Annotated in this window: 19 protein-coding genes; 11 read left to right on the top strand and 8 right to left on the bottom strand. The window is 47.1% G+C overall.

Annotated elements, in window-relative coordinates; all coding sequences use genetic code 11:
• Nucleotides 1-192, top strand: a 192-nt coding sequence (locus tag QUB04_RS17535) for a hypothetical protein (protein WP_333286224.1), incomplete at its 5' end; no start/stop codon positions are given.
• Here the strand turns inward: QUB04_RS17535 and QUB04_RS17530 are convergent.
• A complete protein-coding gene (locus QUB04_RS17530; RefSeq protein WP_333286234.1) occupies nucleotides 189-791 on the bottom strand; it encodes a superoxide dismutase in 603 nt (200 codons plus the stop codon). The genes QUB04_RS17535 and QUB04_RS17530 overlap by 4 nt on opposite strands.
• A 381-nt stretch (nucleotides 792-1172) precedes the next feature.
• On the opposite strand from QUB04_RS17530, the gene QUB04_RS17525 reads away from it, so the two are divergent.
• Complete coding sequence (locus QUB04_RS17525; protein ID WP_333286222.1) at nucleotides 1173-1712, top strand: phosphate-starvation-inducible PsiE family protein; 540 nt, start codon at nucleotides 1173-1175, stop codon at nucleotides 1710-1712.
• 351 nt (nucleotides 1713-2063) lie between these two features.
• Here the strand turns inward: QUB04_RS17525 and QUB04_RS17520 are convergent, their stop codons facing one another.
• Nucleotides 2064-2615: a peroxiredoxin gene (locus tag QUB04_RS17520; protein ID WP_333286220.1), complete on the bottom strand. Its 552-nt coding sequence runs from the start codon at nucleotides 2613-2615 to the stop codon at nucleotides 2064-2066.
• Between the two features lie 119 nt (nucleotides 2616-2734).
• Between QUB04_RS17520 and QUB04_RS17515 the strand changes: the two genes are divergently transcribed.
• Nucleotides 2735-4072: a peptidylprolyl isomerase gene (locus tag QUB04_RS17515; protein WP_333286218.1), complete on the top strand. Its 1338-nt coding sequence runs from the start codon at nucleotides 2735-2737 to the stop codon at nucleotides 4070-4072.
• A gap of 137 nt (nucleotides 4073-4209) precedes the next feature.
• Here QUB04_RS17515 and QUB04_RS17510 read toward each other — a convergent pair whose 3' ends face one another.
• Entirely contained in the window at nucleotides 4210-4923 is a 714-nt protein-coding gene (locus QUB04_RS17510; RefSeq protein WP_333286216.1) for a tetratricopeptide repeat protein, read from the bottom strand.
• A 503-nt stretch (nucleotides 4924-5426) separates the two neighbouring features.
• Between QUB04_RS17510 and QUB04_RS17505 the strand changes: the two genes are divergently transcribed.
• From QUB04_RS17505 to QUB04_RS17485, 5 genes are all read left to right on the top strand, one after another.
• Complete coding sequence (locus tag QUB04_RS17505) at nucleotides 5427-6143, top strand: pentapeptide repeat-containing protein (protein WP_333286215.1); 717 nt, start codon at nucleotides 5427-5429, stop codon at nucleotides 6141-6143.
• A gap of 109 nt (nucleotides 6144-6252) precedes the next feature.
• Entirely contained in the window at nucleotides 6253-6480 is a 228-nt protein-coding gene (locus tag QUB04_RS17500; protein WP_333286213.1) for a hypothetical protein, read from the top strand.
• Between the two features lie 222 nt (nucleotides 6481-6702).
• On the top strand, nucleotides 6703-7434 hold the full coding sequence (locus QUB04_RS17495; protein WP_445301066.1) for a cytochrome c biogenesis protein CcdA: 732 nt from the start codon (nucleotides 6703-6705) through the stop codon (nucleotides 7432-7434).
• Nucleotides 7435-7685: 251 nt separating this feature from the next.
• The gene (locus QUB04_RS17490) at nucleotides 7686-9098 is read left to right on the top strand and encodes a cytochrome c biogenesis protein (RefSeq protein ID WP_333286211.1); all 1413 of its coding nucleotides are present in this window, start codon (nucleotides 7686-7688) and stop codon (nucleotides 9096-9098) included.
• 398 nt (nucleotides 9099-9496) lie between these two features.
• Nucleotides 9497-9694, top strand: a complete 198-nt coding sequence (locus QUB04_RS17485) for a DUF2283 domain-containing protein (RefSeq protein WP_333140612.1) — start codon at nucleotides 9497-9499, stop codon at nucleotides 9692-9694.
• A gap of 37 nt (nucleotides 9695-9731) precedes the next feature.
• On the opposite strand, the gene queF is transcribed toward QUB04_RS17485, so the two are convergent.
• Nucleotides 9732-10151, bottom strand: a complete 420-nt coding sequence (gene queF, locus QUB04_RS17480) for a preQ(1) synthase (protein WP_006633986.1) — start codon at nucleotides 10149-10151, stop codon at nucleotides 9732-9734.
• A gap of 145 nt (nucleotides 10152-10296) precedes the next feature.
• On the opposite strand from queF, the gene QUB04_RS17475 reads away from it, so the two are divergent.
• Nucleotides 10297-10893 carry a hypothetical protein gene (locus tag QUB04_RS17475; RefSeq protein ID WP_333140615.1) on the top strand — a complete coding sequence of 199 codons (597 nt, stop codon included), beginning with the start codon at nucleotides 10297-10299 and terminating at the stop codon, nucleotides 10891-10893.
• 84 nt (nucleotides 10894-10977) lie between these two features.
• Here the strand turns inward: QUB04_RS17475 and speD are convergent, their stop codons facing one another.
• Nucleotides 10978-11400 (bottom strand): adenosylmethionine decarboxylase, encoded by a 423-nt coding sequence (gene speD, locus QUB04_RS17470; protein ID WP_190743421.1) that lies wholly within the window; start codon nucleotides 11398-11400, stop codon nucleotides 10978-10980.
• Between the two features lie 538 nt (nucleotides 11401-11938).
• Here speD and QUB04_RS17465 point away from each other — a divergent pair.
• Both QUB04_RS17465 and QUB04_RS17460 read left to right on the top strand, forming a co-directional pair.
• A complete protein-coding gene (locus QUB04_RS17465; RefSeq protein WP_333286209.1) occupies nucleotides 11939-17212 on the top strand; it encodes an ATP-binding protein in 5274 nt (1757 codons plus the stop codon).
• 300 nt (nucleotides 17213-17512) lie between these two features.
• A complete protein-coding gene (locus tag QUB04_RS17460) occupies nucleotides 17513-17788 on the top strand; it encodes a hypothetical protein (protein ID WP_333286207.1) in 276 nt (91 codons plus the stop codon).
• On the opposite strand, the gene QUB04_RS17455 is transcribed toward QUB04_RS17460, so the two are convergent.
• The 3 genes from QUB04_RS17455 to QUB04_RS17440 all read right to left on the bottom strand — a co-directional run bounded on the left by QUB04_RS17455 (nucleotide 17769) and on the right by QUB04_RS17440 (nucleotide 22029).
• Entirely contained in the window at nucleotides 17769-18830 is a 1062-nt protein-coding gene (locus QUB04_RS17455; RefSeq protein WP_333286205.1) for a pentapeptide repeat-containing protein, read from the bottom strand. The two genes, QUB04_RS17460 and QUB04_RS17455, sit on opposite strands and share 20 nt — an antisense overlap.
• Nucleotides 18831-19179: 349 nt before the next feature.
• The gene (locus QUB04_RS17450) at nucleotides 19180-19320 is read right to left on the bottom strand and encodes a hypothetical protein (RefSeq protein ID WP_333286203.1); all 141 of its coding nucleotides are present in this window, start codon (nucleotides 19318-19320) and stop codon (nucleotides 19180-19182) included.
• A 1476-nt stretch (nucleotides 19321-20796) separates the two neighbouring features.
• Complete coding sequence (locus tag QUB04_RS17440; RefSeq protein ID WP_333286201.1) at nucleotides 20797-22029, bottom strand: histidine kinase; 1233 nt, start codon at nucleotides 22027-22029, stop codon at nucleotides 20797-20799.
• Nucleotides 22030-22248 lie beyond the last annotated feature (219 nt).

Here is a 22248-nt window from a genome sequence, read left to right as displayed (position 1 = left end):
CAACAGTCAACAGTCAACAGTCAACAGTCAACAGTCAACAGTCAACAGTCAACAGTCAACAGTCAACAGTCAACAATGACGAACGGTGCAACCGGAATCGATATAATTCTCCTTCATCACAACTTTAGTCCTCACTACAAACTTTATCGGTTTGTAGTGAGGACTAAAGTCCTCAAACTCAGAAGCTACTAAGCCGCAGCCAAATTTGCTGCTGCAAACTCCCAGTTAGCCAAATTATCCAAGAAATTAGTAATGTAGTCGGGACGGCGGTTTTGGAAATCCAAATAATAAGCGTGTTCCCACACATCCAAAGTCAGCAACGGAGTTTGGCCGTGTGCTACCGGAGTGTCAGCGTTAGCAGTTTTGGTAACTTTCAAAGTGCCGTTGTCCAAAACCAGCCAAGCCCAGCCGCTACCGAACTGAGTTGTCGCAGCAGTCTTAAATTCTTCTTTGAATTTGTCGAAGCTGCCGAAGTCGGCGTTGATTTTCTCAGCTAAAGCTCCTGTCGGAGTGCCACCGCCGCCCGGTGCGAGGGAATTCCAGAAAAAATTGTGGTTCCAAACTTGACCTGCATTGTTGAAAATGCCGGCTTTGGATGGGTCTTTAGCAGATTCCTTGACAATTTCTTCAAGGGATTTGCTCGCCATTTCCGTTCCTTCAATCAGTTTATTCAGATTGGTCACGTAAGCAGCGTGGTGCTTGTCGTGGTGGAACGAAAAAGTGTTGGCCGACATATGACCTGACTCTAGGGCGTCAGCGGCGAAGGGTAATGGTGCAAGTTCAAATGCCATTGTGTTCAATCCTCTCTGGATTACTTTTGGTTTTTGGGCTAACTTTCCGGCTTTTGTATGATTAAAGCCGAGAGTCGCTAGCTTGAGTTTATCAAGCTGTGGTAAATAATTCTTTACAATTTTCATATTTTATAGCAGTTGGGGCATTCCAGCATTCAGACTTGTATTTTTGAGATATCAAAGCTACTTATTGCAGGCTTCATATAGCATAAAGTATCACTAAATGTCAAGCCACCTGGGTGGCAAATAAAAGTGTGTGTGAAATGGTCAACCAATCGAAATTTTATGAGACTGATAAATAGATTAAACCTGTAAATTGTCAAAGATTAACCTAAGTTCAATTAAGCTGTAAGAAAGTCAAACAAGTTGCAGGAGCTGTCAATGGAAAAGCGTTTAAACAACTCGTCCAGTCACCCCCCTCAATGGTTGAATCTGCAATTAATCGTCACCGCTCTGGAAACAGTCCAAGACTTAATTGTAATTTCCCTATGTATTGGCTTGTTTTGTTTCATGGTGCTAGAACTGCGAGAAATGTTCTTCTCGCTGCTACCTCCTTTGAATTTCCAGGAAGTCACGGCAGATATTTTGTTTCTATTAGTTTTAGTGGAATTATTTCGGTTGCTAATTATTTACTTGCAAGAAAAAAGAGTTTCGATCGGCGTAGCTGTGGAAGTTTGTATTGTATCTGTTTTGCGAGAAGTTATCGTGCGGGGAGTGCTAGAAACTCCCTGGGTTCAAATATTATCAACAGGCGCATTTTTGCTGGTTTTGGGAGTGTTGTTGGTAGTCCGAGTTTGGTTGCCGCCAACCTTCGAGGGAATTGACCCGGAACGCCGCCTTGCTAGCAGAAATAGAAAATTTTCAGAGCCTGAATCTTTTTCCGAGCCTGTTGCAGTCAATAGCAAGTTTAATTCTCATTGAGTATGGCAGCACAGGCGATTTGAGATTTGAGATTTGAGATTTACCCTAATATTGCTTGTCACGTTGCCAGCCATCATTGCCAGTAAAACTGAGATGTTGCACCATTGTCAAGAACGGGCTCTCCGGCCCGTTCCACAAAGAGTAGATTTTCTTGTGGGGTGGGCAGGAGAACTCGCCCAAAAAATGATTATTGAGAATGGTGCAAGATGTGAGGTCAAATCAACCTGATAACGTTTGCAGTGAAGACTAAAATCATCTGCATTTTCAGATGATTTTAGTCCTTACTACAAACACAAGCTTCCTCAGTCATTCCCAATTATTCCAATCTAAAATCTAAAATCTAAAATGGTATTACCCGTTAGCCTGCAATTCCCCCAAACGAGCCAACACTTCTTTAGAATGAATCGCCGGATTAATCTTCACAAAAGTTTCCCGCAAAATGCCTTCAGGGTCAATAATAAAACTGTGTCGCGCCGAGATAAAACTCATCCAAGAACCGTAAGCTTTACTCACTTTACCATCCGTATCAGCTAACAGCGGAAACTTCAAACCTTCCGAATCGCAAAATTCCGCGTGGGAGTTGACATCATCCGCGCTAATACCGATAATTTGAGTATTCTTTGCCAAGTATTTCGGCAAGTCTTCCTGAAATCTCCGCGCTTCGATCGTACAACCAGATGTAAAGTCTTTCGGATAAAAATAGACTACCAGCCACTTACCGCGATAATCGGACAGGGACACTTGTCCGTCGCCGCTGTTTGTCGGCAAACTAAAATCCGGTGCCGCTTCATTCAGCGTCGGAAGCTTGCCGCCGAGGGCCAATGCAGGTGTGGCAAAATTGAAACTTAGAACAACTAGACAAATTGCCAATAAAGTGCTAAAAAACTTGCGACGGGACATCATAAATTTAGAAGTAGAACTGTACTTAAGACAAGTTTACAGTTTTCTGATTAAATGGGTAAGGGCAATTCGCGGATTGCTTCTAAAACCCAACGATCACTCACTCAAATAGCAATTTACCCATGAGCGCTGCACTCCCGTTAACAGGCAAAGCTATAGTAGTCCAGGTAATTAACGGTCAACCCGTTACGATCGAAGTAGACGGCACTAATGCCCCGATTACTGGGGGAAATTTTGTTGACTTAGTGGAACGTGGCATTTACGACGGGGTGATGTTCCACCGAGTTGTGCGCCAGCCAGAGCCTTTTGTGGTGCAAGGAGGCGATCCGCGCAGCAGAGATACGACAATTCCCGCAAGTCAATTGGGAACGGGTAACTTTATTGACCCGGAGACAAATCAGGGGCGTTTTATTCCTTTGGAAATTAAGCCGCAAGGGGCCGCGCAACCTGTTTACAACCAAGTTGTAACCCAGACGCCGCAGTTGCCGCACACTCGCGGGGCTGTGGCAATGGCTCGTTCTAATGCTTTGAATTCGGCTTCTTCGCAGTTTTATTTTGCTTTGGATGATTTGCCATTTTTGGATGGTAATTATGCTGTTTTTGGCAACGTTATTCAAGGTTTTGAAACGGTGAATGCGGTGCAGCAGGGCGATCGCATTTCGACTGCAAAAGTCATTCAAGGAATCGTTCCCAGTCGGGTTTCTAGCATCATTACCGATGTTAATGTCCTCAACAATTTCATTAACAGTACCAATTTGGTAAATCTGCCTTTGCGAGCCCTCAGATTGGCCAACACCCCGAACAACTATCAAGCCACTTCCCAAGACTCTCAGCAAAATCCCGGCGGTGTAGTGGGAGGTAGCGCAAACGATCGCATCCTCGGTGCACCCACGGATGAAGCAATTAACGGCAGCCAAGGCAACGATACCATCACTGGCGAAGTGGGTAACGACTTTTTGCGAGGTGGCAAAGGTAACGACTCCATTAGCGGCGGTGTTGGCAACGATATTATTAACGGAAATCTCGGCGACGATAATCTCAATAGTGATGCTGGTAACGACTTTTTGCGAGGCGGCAGAGGAAACGATGTTTTAATCGGCGGCGATGGTAACGATTTTTTGATTGGCGATACTGGCAGCGATACTCTCACTGGCGGTGGCGGTACTGATACGTTTGTTCTGGTTACGGGTGAAATTCTGGAGTTGGATGCGGCGAGCGATATAATTCTTGATTTTAGGCCGGGAGATGGCGATCGTATTGGCTTAACCAGCCCTTTATCCAACACCTCATTCACCCAATCAGGCAGCAACACACTCATTCAATTTGGAGGAGCTACTTTGGCTGTGGTTCAAAATGCCACTCCTGCAGCAGTTCAAAATGCTGCTTTTGAAATTAACTTTTCTAGTGCTTTCCTTGTCGATAACTTGCCTTCCAGAGACGCCGCCTTGAGTATTGGCTAACTTTAACCAGACTGACGCCATAATTATAGGTGTAAGGTGCTCTTCGGTGCACCTTACCTGATTATCAATTCCCAATTCCCAATTCCCAACTCCCAATAGCCAATTCCCAATTCCCAATTCCCAATTCCCCAATTCAACTAATACCTTAGCTGGCTAATTTTAGAAACTGCATCTTGATAAGAATCCATTCTCCCCTGCAGCTTAAAAAGCTCGGCAGCCTTCTGGAAATCCTCAAATGCTCCCTGAACCTCTCTCAATTTATATCTAATCACTCCTCGGTTAAAGTAAGCTTTAGCAAAATCGCTATCGAGGCGAATTGCTGACTCAAAATCAGCTAGTGCTGCCAGGGAATTCTCCATTTGCAGGCGGATAGCACCTCGGTTAAAGTAAGATTGAGCTACATTAGGGTTGAGCAGCAGTGCCGAGTTGTAATCGGCGATCGCCGCAGTATAATCTTTTAAACCAGTCAGCATAAAACCGCGATTGCTGTAATACTTGGCTCGGTAAGGATTGAGTTTGATGGCTGTAGTTAAATCTTCGATCGCCGATTGCTTGTAGCCTAATTTGTAGCGGGCCACACCGCGATCGTTATAAGCTGACGCGAATTGCGGATTAATGTTAATTGTGGCAGTAAAATTTTTAATAGCGCCGTGCAAGTCTTGTTGTTCGAGATTTTTTAAACCCTGAGTGTAAAACTTTTTGGTAATAACTTTTAAATTTGCCTCTTGTCGGGATTCAGCTTGCTCCCCCGGAAATACTTTGCCTGCAATATTAGTGAATCCCAAAGATTCGATCGAATTGAAAATACTTGTGACAACTAATTGGCTGGGAAGAAGGGGGATAGTAGGCATGGGAGGAGTGGTGTTCAACTGTATGCTCTTATTTTCCTCCATACTTCAGCTACTGACAGTGATATCCGTAGTGTCAGGAACGTGATAAGTTTGATGAGATTTGGTGATGCTGGGGCTTGAGTTGTGTGATGACGATCGCAATTCAGAACAAATGCGTCTACAACCCTTTAAATATAAGGTTTTCAGGCTAGCTTGGCGGTTTCTTTCTTCCCATATTGAGCAGTTCCTACGGGGATTGTTTGCAGGTAGGCCCCTGGGGGAGCGATCGCAACTGCCCGCAGCAAGTATTACTTTGTAGCGATATTCGATCGGGATTTGTCCATCGAACACGGCCATCTTAAACCCGGTTTTTACTCACGCCCAGAGCACCATTCTCGCTTAACAGGCTTTCCGGCCTGTTCCACAAATTACTAATATTTTTGAGTAATCTTGCTGAGGAAAGTTGCAGATTATTTGCTATGCTTTGATTAGACATCAATAATTAATGGCGCAAATTAGTGTCAATGAAAAGAGTTATGAGGTTGAAAATTTTCTTCGCGGCCGTATTGGCGATCGTCCTGTTCACTCTCTACTTAACTCCTCCTGTGATGGCCGCGAATGGGGAGGATTTGAGTCACCTATTAAAAGATAATTGGTGCGTCAGCTTTCTCTGGAAGCAATGCGATTTGAGCGCTGTCGATTTGCGGGGAGCTAATCTCCAAGAAGCCAATTTGTCCGGCGCTAATTTGTCCGGTGCTAATTTGTCCGGTGCTAACTTAAAAAATGCTGACCTTTCTGGTGCAGATCTCAGTGGCGCTAATTTAGCAAATGCTGATATTTTAGGCACGGATCTCAGTCGAGCCAATTTGACAGAAGCTAATTTCAACGGCACGAAGTTGTGGGATGCTAATCTGACTTTGGCAAATCTGAGCCGCGCCAATTTACAAGATGCTAATGTCTTAGATTCTCGACTTTGGGGAAGCAATCTCACGGAAGCTAATTTAACGGATGCGACGCTGCACGGTGCTGATTTGCAATATGCTAATTTAGCCGACAGTAATTTGAGAGGTGCTGACTTACACAGCTTCTTTTTCCGAGGTTCCAAACAAGTCACAAATTTGAGCAATGCTAATTTAGAAGGGGCTACTTTAACGGGAGCAAATCTCAGAGGTGCGGTGCTGGCAGGGGCAATAATGCCGGACGGGTCTATTAATGAAGAAAGTGGCTTGAATTTACAGTAGAGTAAAATTAAAGTCTGCTTGAATAATTTCAACAACAGGCTTTCGGGCTGATTTCGCAGTCAATGAATTATCGGGTGTAGCTGCGCCCGTTGCCAACAGCTTGTTGAGGATGCTGTCAAGATATCAATTTAAACCAGGGTGCGATCGACCTTTTAACTCCCAAGCTGCGCCCATTGCCAACAGCTTGTTGAGGATGCTGTCAAGATATCAATTTAAACCAGGGTGCGATCGACCTTTTAACTCCCAACCAGTAAATATCGCTAAAATCTTAAATCTCAAACCGAACCTGCGCGCATCTGTTACAATTTTCAACAAAGCCAGACAGCCCCAAACCTGAAGTCACCTGCCTAGGGCTACAAGCCCCCGACAGGAGTCGTGAAGAGCAAAAATATTAGATATTTAGTTTAAACTCCCAGATTCATCTGTAGAGTATCTCTAAAATCTAAAATCGATGGGCTGTGGAGTAAATCTAAAATCTAATAATCTAAAATCTAAAATCTAAAATCGATGGGCTGTGAAGTCAATCTAAAATCTAAAATCTAAAATCTAAAATCGACTGATGGAAACCCTGCAAACTCAACTTTACGAACTCGCCCAATTTGCTAATAATTTAGTAAATACTCAACTGACAAACCTCAGTTTAGTCAGCGTCGGAGTCATCTTTCTGGCAGGGTTGCTAACAAGCCTAACGCCCTGTATGCTTTCAATGTTGCCGATCACGATCGGCTACATCGGCGGATACGAAGCAAAAAGCCGCCTGCAAGCTGCCGCCCAGTCTGCGTGGTTTTCCCTGGGATTAGCCACCACCCTTGCGGGTTTAGGTATTGTAGCATCATTGGCCGGACAAGTTTACGGGAAAATTGGCGTGGGTTTGCCGATTCTTGTCAGCATTATTGCTATTCTAATGGGGCTGAATTTACTCGAAGCTTTACCCTTACAAATGCCGTCTTTCGACGCTGTGGGGTGGGTGCCGAAAGATTTGCCGGCGGGCGTGCGATCGTACTTATTGGGCTTAACTTTTGGTTTAGTAGCGTCTCCCTGCAGCACGCCGGTTTTAGCTACACTCTTAGCTTGGGTTTCCAAAACGGGAGATACAGTTTTAGGTGGTGTGTTGCTGCTGTTTTACGCTGCTGGCTACGTCGCTCCGCTGATTATAGCAGGTACTTTTACTGCCAGCATTAAAAAGTTGTTAGAATTACGTCGGTGGTCGAGTTGGATTACGCCTGTTAGTGGCGTTTTGCTAGTAGGATTTGGCGTTTTCTCTCTGCTTTCCCGCATCCTTCCCGCGTAAGTTTCGTTGTAAGGACTTCAGTCCTTATTTAGAGATATAGCAATCACTACGGAATGCGTGAATTAAGTTTTTTTTACGAACCGCGAAGACAGGAAGAACACGAAGGAAGGAAGAAAAGAGAAAGACTTCAAAATTGATTGAGACTTGCTCGATAAAAATAATAACATTTTATTCATTTTTTGTTTTTCCCTCCTCTTTCTTCCTTCTTCCTTCTTCCCTCTTCCTTCTTCCTTCTTCCTCCATAATTACCAATGACATCAAAAGAAGTATTTCTCTCAAAACTCTCAAGCTGGGCAACAGCCCCTCAAAGGTTTTTCAAGCGAGAAATCTTGCCGGTGCTAGCAGATTTGCGGCTGGCAATTATCTTGCTGCTGACGATCGCATTTTTCAGCATTTCCGGCACTGTCATCGAACAAGGCCAATCAGTACCCTTTTACCAATCTAACTATCCCGAACACCCCGCTTTGTTCGGCTTCCTAACTTGGAAAGTTGTGCTAATTGCAGGACTTGACCACGTATACCGCACTTGGTGGTTTTTGTCAATCCTAATTTTGTTCGGCAGCAGCTTAACAGCTTGTACATTTACCCGACAATTTCCCGCATTAAAAGCCGCCCGCCGCTGGAAATTTTATGAAGAACCAAAGCAGTTTGAAAAATTAGCTCTCAGTGCGGAATTAGAAACAGTTGGTTTAAGTTCGTTAGAACCACTTTTGCAGAAAAAAAACTACCGCATATTTCGAGAAGGTGAAAAAGTTTATGCGCGCAAGGGAATAATTGGCAAAATCGGCCCGATTATTGTTCACGCCAGTATGCTAATTATTTTAACTGGGTCGATATGGGGCGCAATGACGGGATTTCTCGGTCAAGAAATTGTTCCCAGCGGCGAAACATTTCAGGTGCAGAATATCCTGGATGCGGGGCCTTGGGCGGGGCCGCAAATACCGAAGGATTGGTCGATGCGAGTTAATCGGTTCTGGATTGATTATACTCCCGAAGGCGGAATCGACCAATTTTACTCTGACCTGTCAGTTTTGGACAAAACAGGCCAAGAGGTCGATCGCAAAACCATTCACGTTAACGAGCCCCTGAGATACCGGGGAGTCACATTTTATCAAGCAGATTGGGCAATAGCCGCCGTGCGAGTTCGCCTCAACAAAAGCCCGGTTTTACAATTGCCAATGGCTCAGTTAGACACCCAAGGTAAAGGCCGAATTTGGGGAGCTTGGATTCCCACAAAACCAGATTTGAGTGCGGGAGTTTCTCTGCTAGCAAAAGACTTGCAAGGAACGATGTTAGTGTACGGTACGGATGGCAAATTGTTAACTACAGTTCGCGCAGGCACGGCGGTAGAAGTTAACGGAGTCATGCTGACAATTGACGAAGTTGTAGGCAGTACGGGATTGCAAATTAAAGCCGATCCGGGTATTCCGATCGTTTATACTGGCTTTGGGTTGTTGATGCTTAGCGTGCTGATGAGCTATCTGTCTCACTCGCAGATTTGGGCTTTGGAAACCAACGGTAAACTATATGTCGGCGGGCGAACAAATCGCGCTCAGGTGAGTTTTGAAAGAGAAGTTGTGGAGATTTTGGACAAGTTGGCAGAATCGAAAAAAGAGGAAGAAAAGAGCGAAATAGCGCCGACTTCTCTAGCGAATCAAAACTAACCCTAGGGTGCGCTAGGCGCACCTTACACCAGGTGAAAAACGGATAATTAAACAGGAAATAAATGTGATAAGGAATGAGAATTAAATAACTTACAATGCGTGATGGTTCTTGTGGGATGGGCGTCCCGCCCGTCCAGAAAGGGCGGGCGGGACGCCCAACCCCTACTCCCCACTTTCAAGAGTGTAAATTATTTAATTCGCGATCCTAAAAAGGATTGAGTTCAGTTAACACGCAGGGAGCATCTCATATTTGCAAAAACACTTCTTTCTTCTTCCTTCTGACTCTTTTCTCCTGGCTCCTGACTCCTGACTCCTAATTCCAATTGCGAGCTTTGCTGCTTTCATTGAGATGCTCCCAACACGCATTACTAAAAAGAGAGATTCTAGAAAGTCAAGATATGAAAAAGATTAGATACAGCCAAGATGTAGATGCGATGCTGATCGAAATTTCCGATTGCCCGATCGCCTATGCCGAAGATGAAGGAAACATGATTCTGCACTATTCTAGCAGCGGAGAACTGGTGTTGATTGAAATATTAAATGTCAAACAATTTATGTCATTAGAATCTCTCTCCGATGAGATACCTACCCGCTAAAGCAGTTCAAGCGGGCGGACACTCACAGGGACTGCACCTACTTCTGGTGCGACACCTCAATCACGGTGTGGACGTTCCCCCGTGGCGAAAAATCGCCCTTAATCGTCGCTTCCAGCGGCGCGCAAGCGGCCACAAAATCGTCTAAAATTTGATTGATCGATTCTTCGTGAGAAATGTAGCGATCGCGATAACTGTTGACGTACAGTTTCAGCGCCTTTAACTCTACCACCCGCTCGTCTGGCACGTAAGTAACGTGAATTGTCGCAAAATCGGGATAGCCAGAAAACGGACACTTGCAAGTAAACTCCGGCAACGTAATGTTAATCGAGTAGCGCCGCCCGACTCGCGGATTCGGGAAAGTAATTAACTCGCCTTCCAAAATCTGGCGTTCGCCGTATTTCATTTCTTCGGTGCTTGACTTTTGCGACATAGTTTGTTCCGGTGCGTAGTTGTTCATAGCGATCGACTAAAAACTTGTAACATTAAATTAAATTAACGTTCAATATCTGTAACAAATATCTTGACGAATTGTGTTGCGATCGATCTAATTGCAAATACTCTCAGGCTAAACTAAAACAAGTTCACCCTCGCCATCTACAATTATGCAAAATACTACCTTATCTGACAATACTTCCCCTGAAAACTCAAATAGTTACTCTCCATCGGTACCGATTTCCCTCTATCGAGAAGTCACGGCAGAGCTCCAAGCAGCCCAAGCGATGGTGGACTCCCTCAAAACCCACAATCAGCAATTAGTCCAACAAAATCAACAACTGCGGCGAGAAGTAGAAACAGTAGTTCAAGTATCCCAACAGTTACAGCAAGTAGTCAACTCGGCTCAGAGCGTCACCCAGACAGGAATGCCTCAAATGCCGTCAGTCAAATTCAATTTCAGCATTGAACCTCCGCCCCCACCACCTGTAACCTCGCAGACTAACTCTGCCATACCTCAACCACCTCAGACAGTGGCTTTCCCCTTCCCAATACCGGAACCGGAGCCAACAGCCACCTCGATGCCCCAGCCACTTCCCGAAAAATTATTTACAGAGGTGCCGGAAACTCCTTACCGTGTGCGATCTCAACTCAAAAAAACCTCAGATTTAAGCGGATTGTGGTTGGCGATCGCGATTTTTCTGATTGTGATTGCAGCTTTCGGCGCAGGTTATTTAGTTGTCCGCCCTTTATTAATGAAAAAGTAAATTCCAACAAGAATCCCACGGTTCGATCCGTGGGATTTTAAACAAAACCTAGCATAAATTGTTCAAAGTTACGCTAATTGGCCATCATCCTCTGGCGGCAATCGTTTCTACTGAACGAGGGGCATACTGCTCTTCACAAGCAGAACCTACGATTCCCACCCCTGGCTCGAAACCGCGCGTAAACTCAGTGAGTTTTACCTGTTTAGCTTCCAAAGCTGTCTGTAGCACCTTCATGGCTCGGTGAGGGTCGCCGGCTCCGCAGAAAAATAAATCTGCAGCAAAATAACCGTGTTCAGGCCAAGTATGGATTGCTATATGGGACTCTGCCAAAGTAGCAGTAGCTGTCACTCCGTGAGGACTAAACTGGTGTACGCACAAATCGATGAGAGTAGCTCCTCCGGCTTCGATCGCATCGAGAATAGCGCGGCGGATACGTTCAGGATCGTTGAGCAAGTCTCCAGGAGACTGCCAAGCATCAGCGACCAGATGGGTTCCCAATTGTTTCATTCTGCGGGGTTTTACCTCTATTGAAGTTAAGTCTCAAACCTTTTAACGTTAGCACGATGTCAAAAATTTTGCAAGTATTTTTCACAAAGAAAGATGGAGGTTAGGAGAAGTACGCATCACCAACCGCTTGCGGTATGGTGGGGTCGAACTGTCTCACAGGCAGAGGCCACTAATCGAATTCGTGTTATTTCAGCGCTGCCAAGTTCTTCTCAAACCACCTTGTTTGATTAAAGCGATCTCTTGTTTTCATTGGCGGCAAAAAAACCAAAGCTCGATCGTTCCGGCCGTGACGGAATTTATATGATATCGAAAGGCCACAGATGGACGGCTATGCTCTCATGCGTAAAATTCGCCAGATCCTAGACGATCGCCCGGCGGGCCGATTCCAGCGATCGCTCTTGCAGCCTATGCTGGAGAAGTTGACCAGCAACCGGCGATCGCCGCTGGCTTTCTGGCGTCACCTACCTAAACCCGCCCGACCAGCAGAGATAATGAAGATCGTTGCCCGTTTCTGTGGGCCCAATGGAAAGACAACCGCATGATCCAGCAGTATCAACTCGTTGAACAGATTTTTGCAGGCAATAGCGAGATGGCGATGCTGATGCGATCGCACGATTGGTCGCTTTCCGCCCTTGGTGCCGTTGAAACCTGGTCGCAAAGCTTGAAAACCGCGATTCGGATCATCTTAGGTTCTCGCTACCCCATGTTCGTCTGGTGGGGACAGGAGATGACCAAGTTTTATAACGATGCTTACATTCCTGTCCTCGGCAAGCGACATCCGCAAGCACTAGGTCAGCCTGCCTCACGGGTATGGGCTGAAATCTGGGACACGCTAGGGCCGCAAGCAGAAGCGGTTTTGAACCAGGGACAATCGACGTGGAATCAAGAATTGCTTCTGGTAATGGAGCGCAACGGGTATACAGAGGAAACCTACTTTACCTTTTCCTACAGTCCGGTGGCGAATGATGATGGCCCAGTAGGGGGCATTTTCTGCGCCTGTAGCGAGGACACTCAGCGCGTGTTGAGCGAGCGCCGCTTGGCAACGTTGCGCGAATTAGCAGCAGAAACAGTCACTGCCAAGACGGTAGAAGCAGCTTGCCTTGTTTCCGCCACCGTATTAACCAATAACGCCTATGACATCCCGTTTGCGCTGTTTTATCTACTCGATGGCGAAAGCGAGATCGCACGACTCGCGGGTACAACAAGGTTAGCAGCCGGAACCCTTGCCTCTTGTGAGGCGATCTCGCTTACATCCGCCCAAAAGTGCCAGTGGCAATTGAAGCAAGTCATCGAGACGGGCGAAAGCAGAATCATTGAAGATTTGGAGGCGCAATTTGGGCTTTTACCGGGCGGCGCGTGGTCTGAATCTCCTCATCAAGCGGTAGTTCTACCACTAGCTCGATCGGGAGAAACCTTCGGGTTCCTGATTGCTGGGGTGAGTCCGCTGAGAACGTTTGATGATGATTACAAAGGTTTTTTTGAGTTGATGGCAGGGCAGGTGACAACAGCGATCGCCAACGCTCAAGCTTACGAAGAAGAGCGTAAACGTGCCGAAGCATTAGCTGAGTTAGACCGTGCTAAAACCACCTTTTTTAGCAATGTTTCCCACGAATTCCGCACGCCGCTCACCTTAATGCTGGCTCCCTTAGAAGACACGATCGCCAACCTGGATGGAACAATTCCACCTCAAGAACGCGAACAATTACAGTTGGTGCAGCGCAATGGAATGCGACTCCTCAAACTCGTCAATAGCTTGCTCGATTTCTCACGCATCGAAGCAGGTCGAGTCCAAGCATCTTATGAACCTGTAGATTTGGCAACCTATACGGCGGAACTTGCCAGCACGTTTCGCTCGCTGATTGAACGGGCAGGAATGTCGCTGATTGTTGACTGTCCACCCTTGCCCGAAGCGATTTATATCGATCGCGAAATGTGGGAAAAAATTGTTATCAATCTATTATCAAATGCTTTTAAGTTTACATTAGCAGGGACAATTACTGTTCGATTGCAGCGCGTCGAAAATTGTGTTGAATTATCAGTTGCAGATACAGGAGTCGGTATTCCCTCCGAAGAACTGCCGCATTTATTTGAACGATTTCATCGAATCAAAAACTCGCAAGGCCGGAGTTTTGAAGGCTCCGGTATTGGGCTGTCGCTGGTGCAAGAACTCGTCAAAATACATGGGGGAGCGATCGATGTCAGCAGCACTTTTGGGCAGGGAAGTTGCTTTACAGTGACGATTCCCACCGGAACAGCTCATCTGCCGCCGGAGCGCATTGGTGCGAGTCGCAGGTTAGCATCAACGGCGTTGGGCGCGATGCCATATATCGAAGAAGCTCAACGCTGGTTGCCAGAAGGCGATTTTAGATTAGAAGAATGGAGCATGGCTCCATCCACTAATGAACTCGTCAATCAACCCGATCGATCTAAAATCCAAAATCTAAAATCTAAAATTCTGCTGGTAGATGATAACGCTGATATGCGCGATTATATTCGGCGACTCCTGAGCGGTTCTTATATTGTTCAAACTGTCGCCGATGGCGTTGCTGCTTTGACTGCCATTGAGAATAATCCACCCGATTTGGTATTGACAGATGTGATGATGCCAGGGATGGATGGGTTTGAGTTGTTGCGATCGCTGCGTTCTAATCCCGCAACCCAAGACATTCCCATCATTCTCTTATCAGCCCGCGCCGGCGAAGAATCCCGCATTGAAGGACTCGCAGCCGGAGCCGATGACTATCTGATTAAACCGTTCTCGGCGCGTGAGCTGCTGGCAAGGGTAGAAGCAAGTTTGAAGCTCTCCCGGCTGCGGCAGGAAGCAACTGTGCGAGAGCGAACCCTTCTGGGGCGCGTGACCGATGGGTTTATGGCAATGGATCTCGACTTTCGCATTACCTACGCCAACCAAGCCGCACAAGAAGTGTCGCGAACTTCTTTAGAAGCAATTCTGGGCAAAACGATGTGGGAAGCCTTCCCAGGCACGATCGGCAATCAGTTTGAATTCCAGTATCGCAGAGCGTCCAGCGAGCAGGTGGCGGTGGACTTTGAGGCATATTATGCTCCGTTGGATTTGTGGGTTGAGGTTCACGTTTATCCTTCACCGACTGGGCTGTCTCTTTTCTTCCGGGATATCAACGATCGCAAAAAAATTGAGCAGGAACGAGAACGGTTTCTTGCCGTCGGTTCAGATTTGCAAGTGATTACGGGCATAAACGGGTATTTCCACTGGGTGAGCCCAACCTTTGAACGAACCCTCGGCTGGACACCAGACGAAATGACATCCCGCCCCTGGACTGAGTTTGTCCACCCGGACGACTTGGGCACCTCCATTGCAGAAGCCGACAGTTTGTTCTCCGGTAACGAAACCTTTACGTTTGAAAACCGTTACCGGCACAAAGATGGCTCCTACCGCTGGTTTCTATGGAATGCCCAGCCGTACCCAGAAGAACAAGTGATTTACGGCGCTGCCGTTGACATCACCCCTCGCAAGCAGGCTGAGGCCACACTGCGCGAGAGTGAGGCGCGGCTGCGATTTATGTTAGATGCCTCCCAAATTGGCGATTGGGATCTCGATCTCACGACGCAGCCTTACACTGCTCATCGATCGTTCAGACACGATCAAATCTTTGGCTATGAGTCGCTGCTGCCGGAATGGAACTACGACATTTTCTTGATCCACGTTCATCCCGATGATCGCGCCTTTGTGAATGAGAAGTTTCAAGAAACCCTTTCAGCCAATACCAACTGGAACTTTGAATGTCGAATCATCCACCCGGATCGAAGCTTGCATTGGATTTGGGTACGCAGCAGCGTTTATTGTGACTCCAGTGGTAGGCCGACTCGGTTGTTAGGAATAGTGATGGATATCACCGATCGCAAACGGGCGGAAGCAGCCTTGCGTGAAAGCGAGGAGCAAAGCCGGAATATTCTAGAGAGCATTGGTGAAGCATTCTTTGCCCTGGATGAGAACTGGCGGTTCACCTACGTCAATCAATTTGCCGAAACCTTGCTCGATCGCACTCCGGGTGATTTGATTGGCAAGAATTTATGGGAAGAATACCCAGGACTGATGGGCAACGAGTTGGAGCGGATCTATTGGATCACCATGCGCGATCACGTGCCTGCGTCAGTGACGGCGTTTTATCCCGACCACGATCGTTGGTACGAAGTCCGCAGCTACCCTGCCGCACAGGGAATCACCGTTTATTTCAGGAATGTCACCGACGGCAAACAAACCGAAGAAGCCCTGCGAGAAAGTGAAGAGCTAAAGCAACGCATTCTAGAGAGCAGCAATGACTGCATTAAAGTTTTAACGCTAGATAGCGAAATCGTTTATATCAGTACAGGCGGGTTGTGCCTTTTGGAAATCGACGATCCGACACTCATTCTGAACACCCGTTGGCTTGATGTCTGGCAAGGCGAACATTATGAAAATGCCTTAACGGCGATCGCGGCTGCCAAAGCGGGTAATACAGGTCAGTTTCAAGGCTATCTTCCCACCCGAAAGGGCACGCCGAAATGGTGGGATAGCATAATCACGCCACTGCGAAATACTTCTGGGCAGGTGACGCAACTCGTTGCAATTTCACGAGATATCACGAAGCAAAAACAAGCTGAAACTGAACGGGAACGACTGCTGGCGCAGGAGCAAACCGCACGAGAAGCCGCCGAAACCGCCAACCGCATCAAAGATGAGTTTTTGGCAGTGTTGTCCCATGAGTTGCGATCGCCCCTCAACCCTATTCTCGGCTGGTCGAAGCTGTTGCAGCAAAACAAACTGAGCCCTGCAAAAACGGCTAGCGCCCTTGCCTCGATCGAACGCAACGCCCTACTCCAGTCACAACTGATTGATGACCTGCTCGACATCTCCCGCATTATGAGTGGCAAACTGAGTTTGAATCGGATGTCCGTTGACTTGAATATGGTGATCTCAGCCGCCTTGGAAACCGTTCGACTAGCAGCCGAAGCCAAGTCGCTGGAAATTAAAACAACTTTTTCACCCTCCCAGGGAATGGTAATGGGCGATTCCGGGCGTTTGCAGCAAGTAATCTGGAATCTTTTATCCAATGCCGTGAAATTCACCCCTGGTGGCGGGAAAATTAGCGTTAGGTTAACCCAAACTGGAAGTTATGCCCAGATTCTTGTCACCGATACAGGAAAAGGCATCAATCCTGAGTTTCTCCCTTATGTGTTTGAGCATTTTCGGCAAGAGGATGGAGCCATAACTCGTAAATTTGGGGGTTTGGGATTGGGGCTGGCGATCGCGCGTCAAATTGTGGAACTTCACGGCGGCAGAATTTGGGTTGAGAGTAGGGGTGAAGGACAGGGAGCCACCTTCACCGTTGAACTTCCCCTCTTGCATACCGCGAATCCGGTTGAAGAAGTTGCCGATACAACAGAAGTTCGATCGAACGAGCTCCATCTGGCCTCTGTGCGCGTCTTGGTTGTGGATGATGAACCGGATTCACGCGAGTTTGTGGCGTTTGTAGCCCAACAAGCCGGAGCCAAAGTGACTGCCCTTGGGTCTGCGATCGAGGCACTACAACTGCTCTCAACCACACCCTTCGATATCCTCCTGTGCGACATTGGTATGCCAGATATGGATGGCTATATGCTAGTGCGGCAAGTGAGAGCTCTACCACCAGAGCAGGGCGGGCAAATTCCCGCGATCGCCCTGACTGCTTATGCTGGAGACTTTAATCAGAACCAAGCTCTTGCTGCTGGGTTTCAACGTCATCTTGCAAAACCTGTCGAACCGAATGAGTTAGTCCAAGCAATTGTGACATTGCTAAGGAAACGGCATCGCTGACTCCGAATTTTAATAGATTGTCGGCGATCGACAATCTATATAAACCCGTCCCGCACAACCAATAACTGAATTCTGACTCCTGACTCCTGAATTCTTTATTGTCAAAAGTTTTGAGTTTTAAATTAAAGATTATTTAACTTAAAACTCAAAACTATTTTCCCTTAATCAACTCCTCATATCAATTCCTGCTGCGCCGGAATGATATCAAATCCGCGCTTAGAAAGTCGGGCGTAAAGTCGAATCAAGCTCGCAACAAATAATTCGCGCAATTTTCATTTTTTTAACGGGAACATCTCACTTTTGCAGCAAAGCTCGAAATTGGAATTAGGAGTCAGGAGTCAGGAGTCAGGAGGAAAGAAGAAGAAGGAAGAAGGAAGGAGGAAGAAGGAAGGAGCCATAATAAGTGTTTTTACAAATATGAGATGCTCCCTTTTTAACCCCTCCTTCTACAGTCAACCGTCAACCGTCAACCGTCAACCGTCAACCGTCAACCGTCAACCGTCAACCGTCAACCGTCAACCGTCAACAATGATAAGGAGTGCAACCGGAATCAATATCAATCCCTGCTGTGAGTAGCTCCATTCGGCAAAATTGCCCCGCCCAAAGCTGCTTCATTCAAATTATCAACATTCAAGCTTGCCCCAATCAAATTAGCCTCGGACAAATTAGTTCCTGTCAAATTCGCCCCTGTCAGAGAACTTAGCAGCAAACCCGCTCCAGACAAATTGGCGTGACTCAAATTCGCCCCCCGCAAATCCGCTTCCAGCAAGCTAGCGCCTGCCAAATTCGCACCGCTCAAATTAGCTCCCCGCAAAGAAGCTTTGTTCAAATTCGCAGCCCTCAAATCAGCATTGTGCAGAATCAAACCATTTAAATTAGCTTTACTCAAATTAGCTCCCTGCAAGTCGGCACCGCTCAAATTAGAGCCATTTAGATTGGCCGATTGCAAGTCAGCACCGCTCAAGTCAGCACCGCTCAAATTAGCAGCGCTAATAGAAGCCTCCCGCAGACTTGCTTCGCTCAAACAAGCCCCAACTAAATTGACGCCGCTGAGATTTCCGCGATTGAGATAAGCCCGAGTTAAAGTTGCTCCGCTCAGGTTCGCCCCGGTCAAATCTACCTCGCTGAGAATCGCTCTAGTCAGATTTGCTCTGCTTAAATCAACCCCGCTCATAATTGCTCGGCTCAGCGTCGCCCCGCTCAAATTAGCCTCCGTTAGTTTCGAGCCGCTTAGCAAACAAGCTCCTACTAAACTCGCTCCCGTCATCACAGCTTTGCTCAAGTCAGCCTGAGACAATATTGCTCCGCTGAGATTTGCCCCGCTAAAATCTGCGGCGATCGCCACAGTTCCAGTTAAACTAGAACTGCCGAGGTTAGCTTCAATTAATTTCGCCTTAGACAAATTAGCCCCGCTCAAGTCGGCGGCGTTTAAATTAGCTCCAATCAGTTTGCTTTTAATTAAGTTGGCGCCTTTCAAATTAGCGCTGCTCAAATTTGTTCGACTGAGATTAGCTTCACTCAAATGAGCTGCAATGAGGTTAGCCCCTCGAAAATCTCGTTCCCCGTTTCTATGTCTAGTTAAAAGTTCATCGGCACTTAAAAGTTCAGTGAAATTCATAAAAAAATTGAGTGAGTTTCCTTAATTTCTCGATGTTCTATGTTGTCTGAAAATTTGTACTATCGTGTTTGGCCGTAAGTTTTTTCAACCTATACTGCCACATTAACCATTGTCAAAACTGGTTGATTCCTAGCATCACCCCGCTCACCTAGTTATAACTCACGAAAAACCCGGTTTGTCGTAAATAATCTGGGTGTTTTCAGCGCGGCAGTCATGAAGAAACCGAGTTGCGCGCCACCTGTAAGCCCTGTAAGTCTTATGGGGCTAATAATTAGTTGGCGGTTGATGTTAGTTGTTAATTGTTAGTTGTATTTATACTAACTGCTAATCACTAACTATTAACTGCTAACTATTTACCAAAATACCGAGAAGTTGTCGATCGATCTTGTCCATGTCGATCGAATATTTGGGGTATTGCTGGCGGCATCCGCGCCGCATTCTGACCCGATAATTTGCCAGTACAGGCGATCGAATTTATTAGTGCAATCAAGAAACAAGATATCGGAGCTTCAACCCCAAATGCCTTCTACATAAGTGCCTTCTATCTTCGATCGTCCATGAAAGCAGAGCCCGGTCAGCTCAGCTAGTTTCACCTCCCCCCACTGTGCTGCGCACAGCGTGAAATCCCACAGGAAGGCTGTTTCCCTCGGAGTGCTGAGCGAGTCGCAGGCAAAGCAAACAATACGCTGCCAGTAGCCTGAGATTTCGCGAAAAAAGGAGCCGCGAGCCATTGTGCTCCCGCGCTGCTGTGCTTGCTGTTAATCTTTACTCGATCCATGAGCGCTTGCGGTTCTAATTAACAGAACACCGGACACCAGGCGCGCTCCCGGACATAAAAGCTGTTCCTGGGCTTCTCAAATGTTTCGGTGAGGCATTCCCAGAAAAACTGTATTCCTGTAGCAGGTATTGCCAACGGCAATTCGGCTGCTACAGCCAACTAATGACCAGCCTAAGTGTTGCCCGAAGGCTCCGACAATTATTACTATTCTAATATTTGCCGACCACCCCAGGCATTTCTGGGCGCGCGGGACTGGGTACTTCACCTGTATAAGTTGGTGAAATTAGCCACCCCATAATTAAAGATAGTCGCTCTTTGACTAACTGGGCAATATCTGCTGTAATTTATGTCATCAAATTTGATAATACTGCAGGGTTTGCAATCGAGCTGTAGTGAGTGTTACAGAGTAAAAAACACTGCTGATTTAGGGTATAAAAATTAAGGGAGCCGATCCTCCGGCGCAAAGCCCCGCTCACGGACTGGGCCCCTAATCAAAATTAAACTTTTGACAGGTGGCTTTTTTAGGTTTCCAGAACAAAACAAAAGCCGGCTTTCAGAGAAAAAGCCGACTTTTGAGATAATTTTACCGACGAAGCGTAAAACCGCTAGGTGGCCGGTGTTGGTGGGATCACTTTCCACAATCCGAGTGCGCGAGTGCGACTACCCTGCAGAAAATAGAAACAATAGCTGGTAAAAGTATAGTCATCTATTACATGACATGGGAGGCCTTCGGCCCCTCCCCCTTCACTTTTACTTTGAGCGGATTGACCCGCCTCGGCTGAGCTACGCAGCTCCCTATCCCATTGCTCAATGCTTTTGGGAGTGCTTTTGCCACGATCATGTAAGTACCTACACAAAATTAATTACACATCCGACTTTGTTACTCTTTAGACGTATCAAGGGTTTCAAGTCAACTCAGTCGGCAATTAATTTGGTTTACCTACTTAATACCCATTCACGGAGCGCATTAATTAACAAACCATCTGCGGTTTTGTACAAACCTCTGTGGATGTGTTTGCCAATCGGCTAGCTGCATGAGTGATAGGTGTGGCTCGTAAATAAAGGCCTCGTTGAAAGCGGTTGCTTGGGCAGTCCAACTCCTTCTGCTCAGTCAGCATATACTACTCCTGACTATCTTTGACGAGAAACTTAATGAAGTTTTACAATACCCAAACAAACTCTCAATTATTAAATCAGAGGCCGGCCGGTAGTGCCATAAGTTGGATCGTAAACACCAGCGGTAGTATCAACCCCTGGAGTGCCAGGTGCGCCGTAATCAGCCCGAGCGCTATCGACGCTGGGATTATTATAGTCGTAGGTGTTCCAATGCTGAATGCCTCCGCGGCTCAGAATGGTTTCAGCTTTAGCGACTTCTGCTTCGCTGCCGTCAACCAGTACCAAGTAATCTCCTCTTGCCACGCGATCGTTGTATGCTCTAGCTTCCTCTTCGGGAATTCCCATACCGACTAAAGCTCCGATCAAGCCGCCTGCTGCCGCACCCAAAGCCGTACCGGCGAGTGTAGTGGCGATCGCCGTAGCTGAGGCTCCTGCCAGCATAATCGGCCCGATTCCCGGAATTGCCACTAGGCCCAGACCTACCAACAAGCCTGTCAAACCGCCCAAAGTGCCACCTGTGAGTGCGCCCTTTGTCACGCCTTCATCGGATTTGTTGTCCGCGCTGTCGTGCACGTCAATGCCTGCGATGTCGCCTTTAGAGTCAGCATCCTTAGCGATGACAGAAACGCGATTCATGTCGAAACCGGCAGTTCTCAGTTCTCCCAGTGCGTGTTCCGTCTCGCGGCGGCTTGAAAATACTCCCACGGCGCGCTTCTGGCGACCCGAAGCTCTGCGGCCGGTGTCTGCCGGCACATCGTAAATGCCCCAATCCTGAATGCCCCGCACAGTCATAATTCCTTCGGCTGTGGCAAGTTCGGCATCTGTTCCTTCTACGAATACCAAATATTCTCCACGCGAGACGCGATCGTTATAAGCTTTAGCTTTTTCTTCGGGAACTCCCAAACCGACCAAACCGCCTACCAAACCGCCTGCTGCTGCCCCAATCGCGCCTCCGATTACAGTATCTGCCAGCAGAGTTGCGATCGCACCCCCCGCCATCACCGGGCCAACTCCCGGAATCGCTAGCGCTCCAATGCTTCCGAGTAACCCAATCAAACCACCCGTCACGACTCCCGCTGTCGCGCCTGCTTTTGCACCGCCGCCCACTTTGTCGTCGGTACCCTTACCAGTACCAGTACCAGTACCAGTGCTAGCGCCGGCAATTTGGCTGCGATCGAGATTTTCCCCAACTACCGAAACTTTATTCATCGGAAACCCGGTACTTTGCAGTTCAATCAGGGCTAGTTCCGTATCTCGGTAATTAGAAAATGCTCCTACAGCTCGCTTGTGTTGACCTAAAGCCATTTTTTTTCTCCTGAAAAATATACTACTTTTACACAACCACAGAATTTATGCTCTGCCATCAATCACATTTAGTCATTTTTTCCCAACAATTTTCATCGGTCGCTGGGAATAACTTCCCGCTCTATCTTCAGGTTGGTTTCCAACTAATTGTCCGGGATGGGAAATCGGAAATTGGGAAGGGGAAGTTGCAGGTATTGCGCGAGTTTTGAGTGCGGAAAT

The sequence above is a fragment of the Microcoleus sp. D2_18a_B4 genome (genome assembly GCF_036702475.1).
GTDB lineage: Bacteria > Cyanobacteriota > Cyanobacteriia > Cyanobacteriales > Microcoleaceae > Microcoleus.
The sequence above is the reverse complement of the archived record's forward strand: the minus strand, read 5'-3'. Positions and strand labels throughout refer to the sequence as shown.

Coding starts and splice junctions, on each gene's coding strand:
- QUB04_RS17530 (WP_333286234.1), bottom strand. CDS start 791: ATGGCATTTGAACTTGCACCATTACCCTTCGCCGCTGACGCCCTAGAG.
- QUB04_RS17465 (WP_333286209.1), top strand. CDS start 11,939: ATGATCCAGCAGTATCAACTCGTTGAACAGATTTTTGCAGGCAATAGC.
- QUB04_RS17525 (WP_333286222.1), top strand. CDS start 1,173: ATGGAAAAGCGTTTAAACAACTCGTCCAGTCACCCCCCTCAATGGTTG.
- QUB04_RS17455 (WP_333286205.1), bottom strand. CDS start 18,830: ATGAATTTCACTGAACTTTTAAGTGCCGATGAACTTTTAACTAGACAT.
- QUB04_RS17510 (WP_333286216.1), bottom strand. CDS start 4,923: ATGCCTACTATCCCCCTTCTTCCCAGCCAATTAGTTGTCACAAGTATT.
- QUB04_RS17520 (WP_333286220.1), bottom strand. CDS start 2,615: ATGATGTCCCGTCGCAAGTTTTTTAGCACTTTATTGGCAATTTGTCTA.
- QUB04_RS17440 (WP_333286201.1), bottom strand. CDS start 22,029: ATGGCTTTAGGTCAACACAAGCGAGCTGTAGGAGCATTTTCTAATTAC.
- queF (WP_006633986.1), bottom strand. CDS start 10,151: ATGAACAACTACGCACCGGAACAAACTATGTCGCAAAAGTCAAGCACC.
- QUB04_RS17515 (WP_333286218.1), top strand. CDS start 2,735: ATGAGCGCTGCACTCCCGTTAACAGGCAAAGCTATAGTAGTCCAGGTA.
- QUB04_RS17500 (WP_333286213.1), top strand. CDS start 6,253: ATGCTGTCAAGATATCAATTTAAACCAGGGTGCGATCGACCTTTTAAC.
- QUB04_RS17505 (WP_333286215.1), top strand. CDS start 5,427: ATGAAAAGAGTTATGAGGTTGAAAATTTTCTTCGCGGCCGTATTGGCG.
- QUB04_RS17495 (WP_445301066.1), top strand. CDS start 6,703: ATGGAAACCCTGCAAACTCAACTTTACGAACTCGCCCAATTTGCTAAT.
- QUB04_RS17475 (WP_333140615.1), top strand. CDS start 10,297: ATGCAAAATACTACCTTATCTGACAATACTTCCCCTGAAAACTCAAAT.
- speD (WP_190743421.1), bottom strand. CDS start 11,400: ATGAAACAATTGGGAACCCATCTGGTCGCTGATGCTTGGCAGTCTCCT.
- QUB04_RS17485 (WP_333140612.1), top strand. CDS start 9,497: ATGAAAAAGATTAGATACAGCCAAGATGTAGATGCGATGCTGATCGAA.
- QUB04_RS17490 (WP_333286211.1), top strand. CDS start 7,686: ATGACATCAAAAGAAGTATTTCTCTCAAAACTCTCAAGCTGGGCAACA.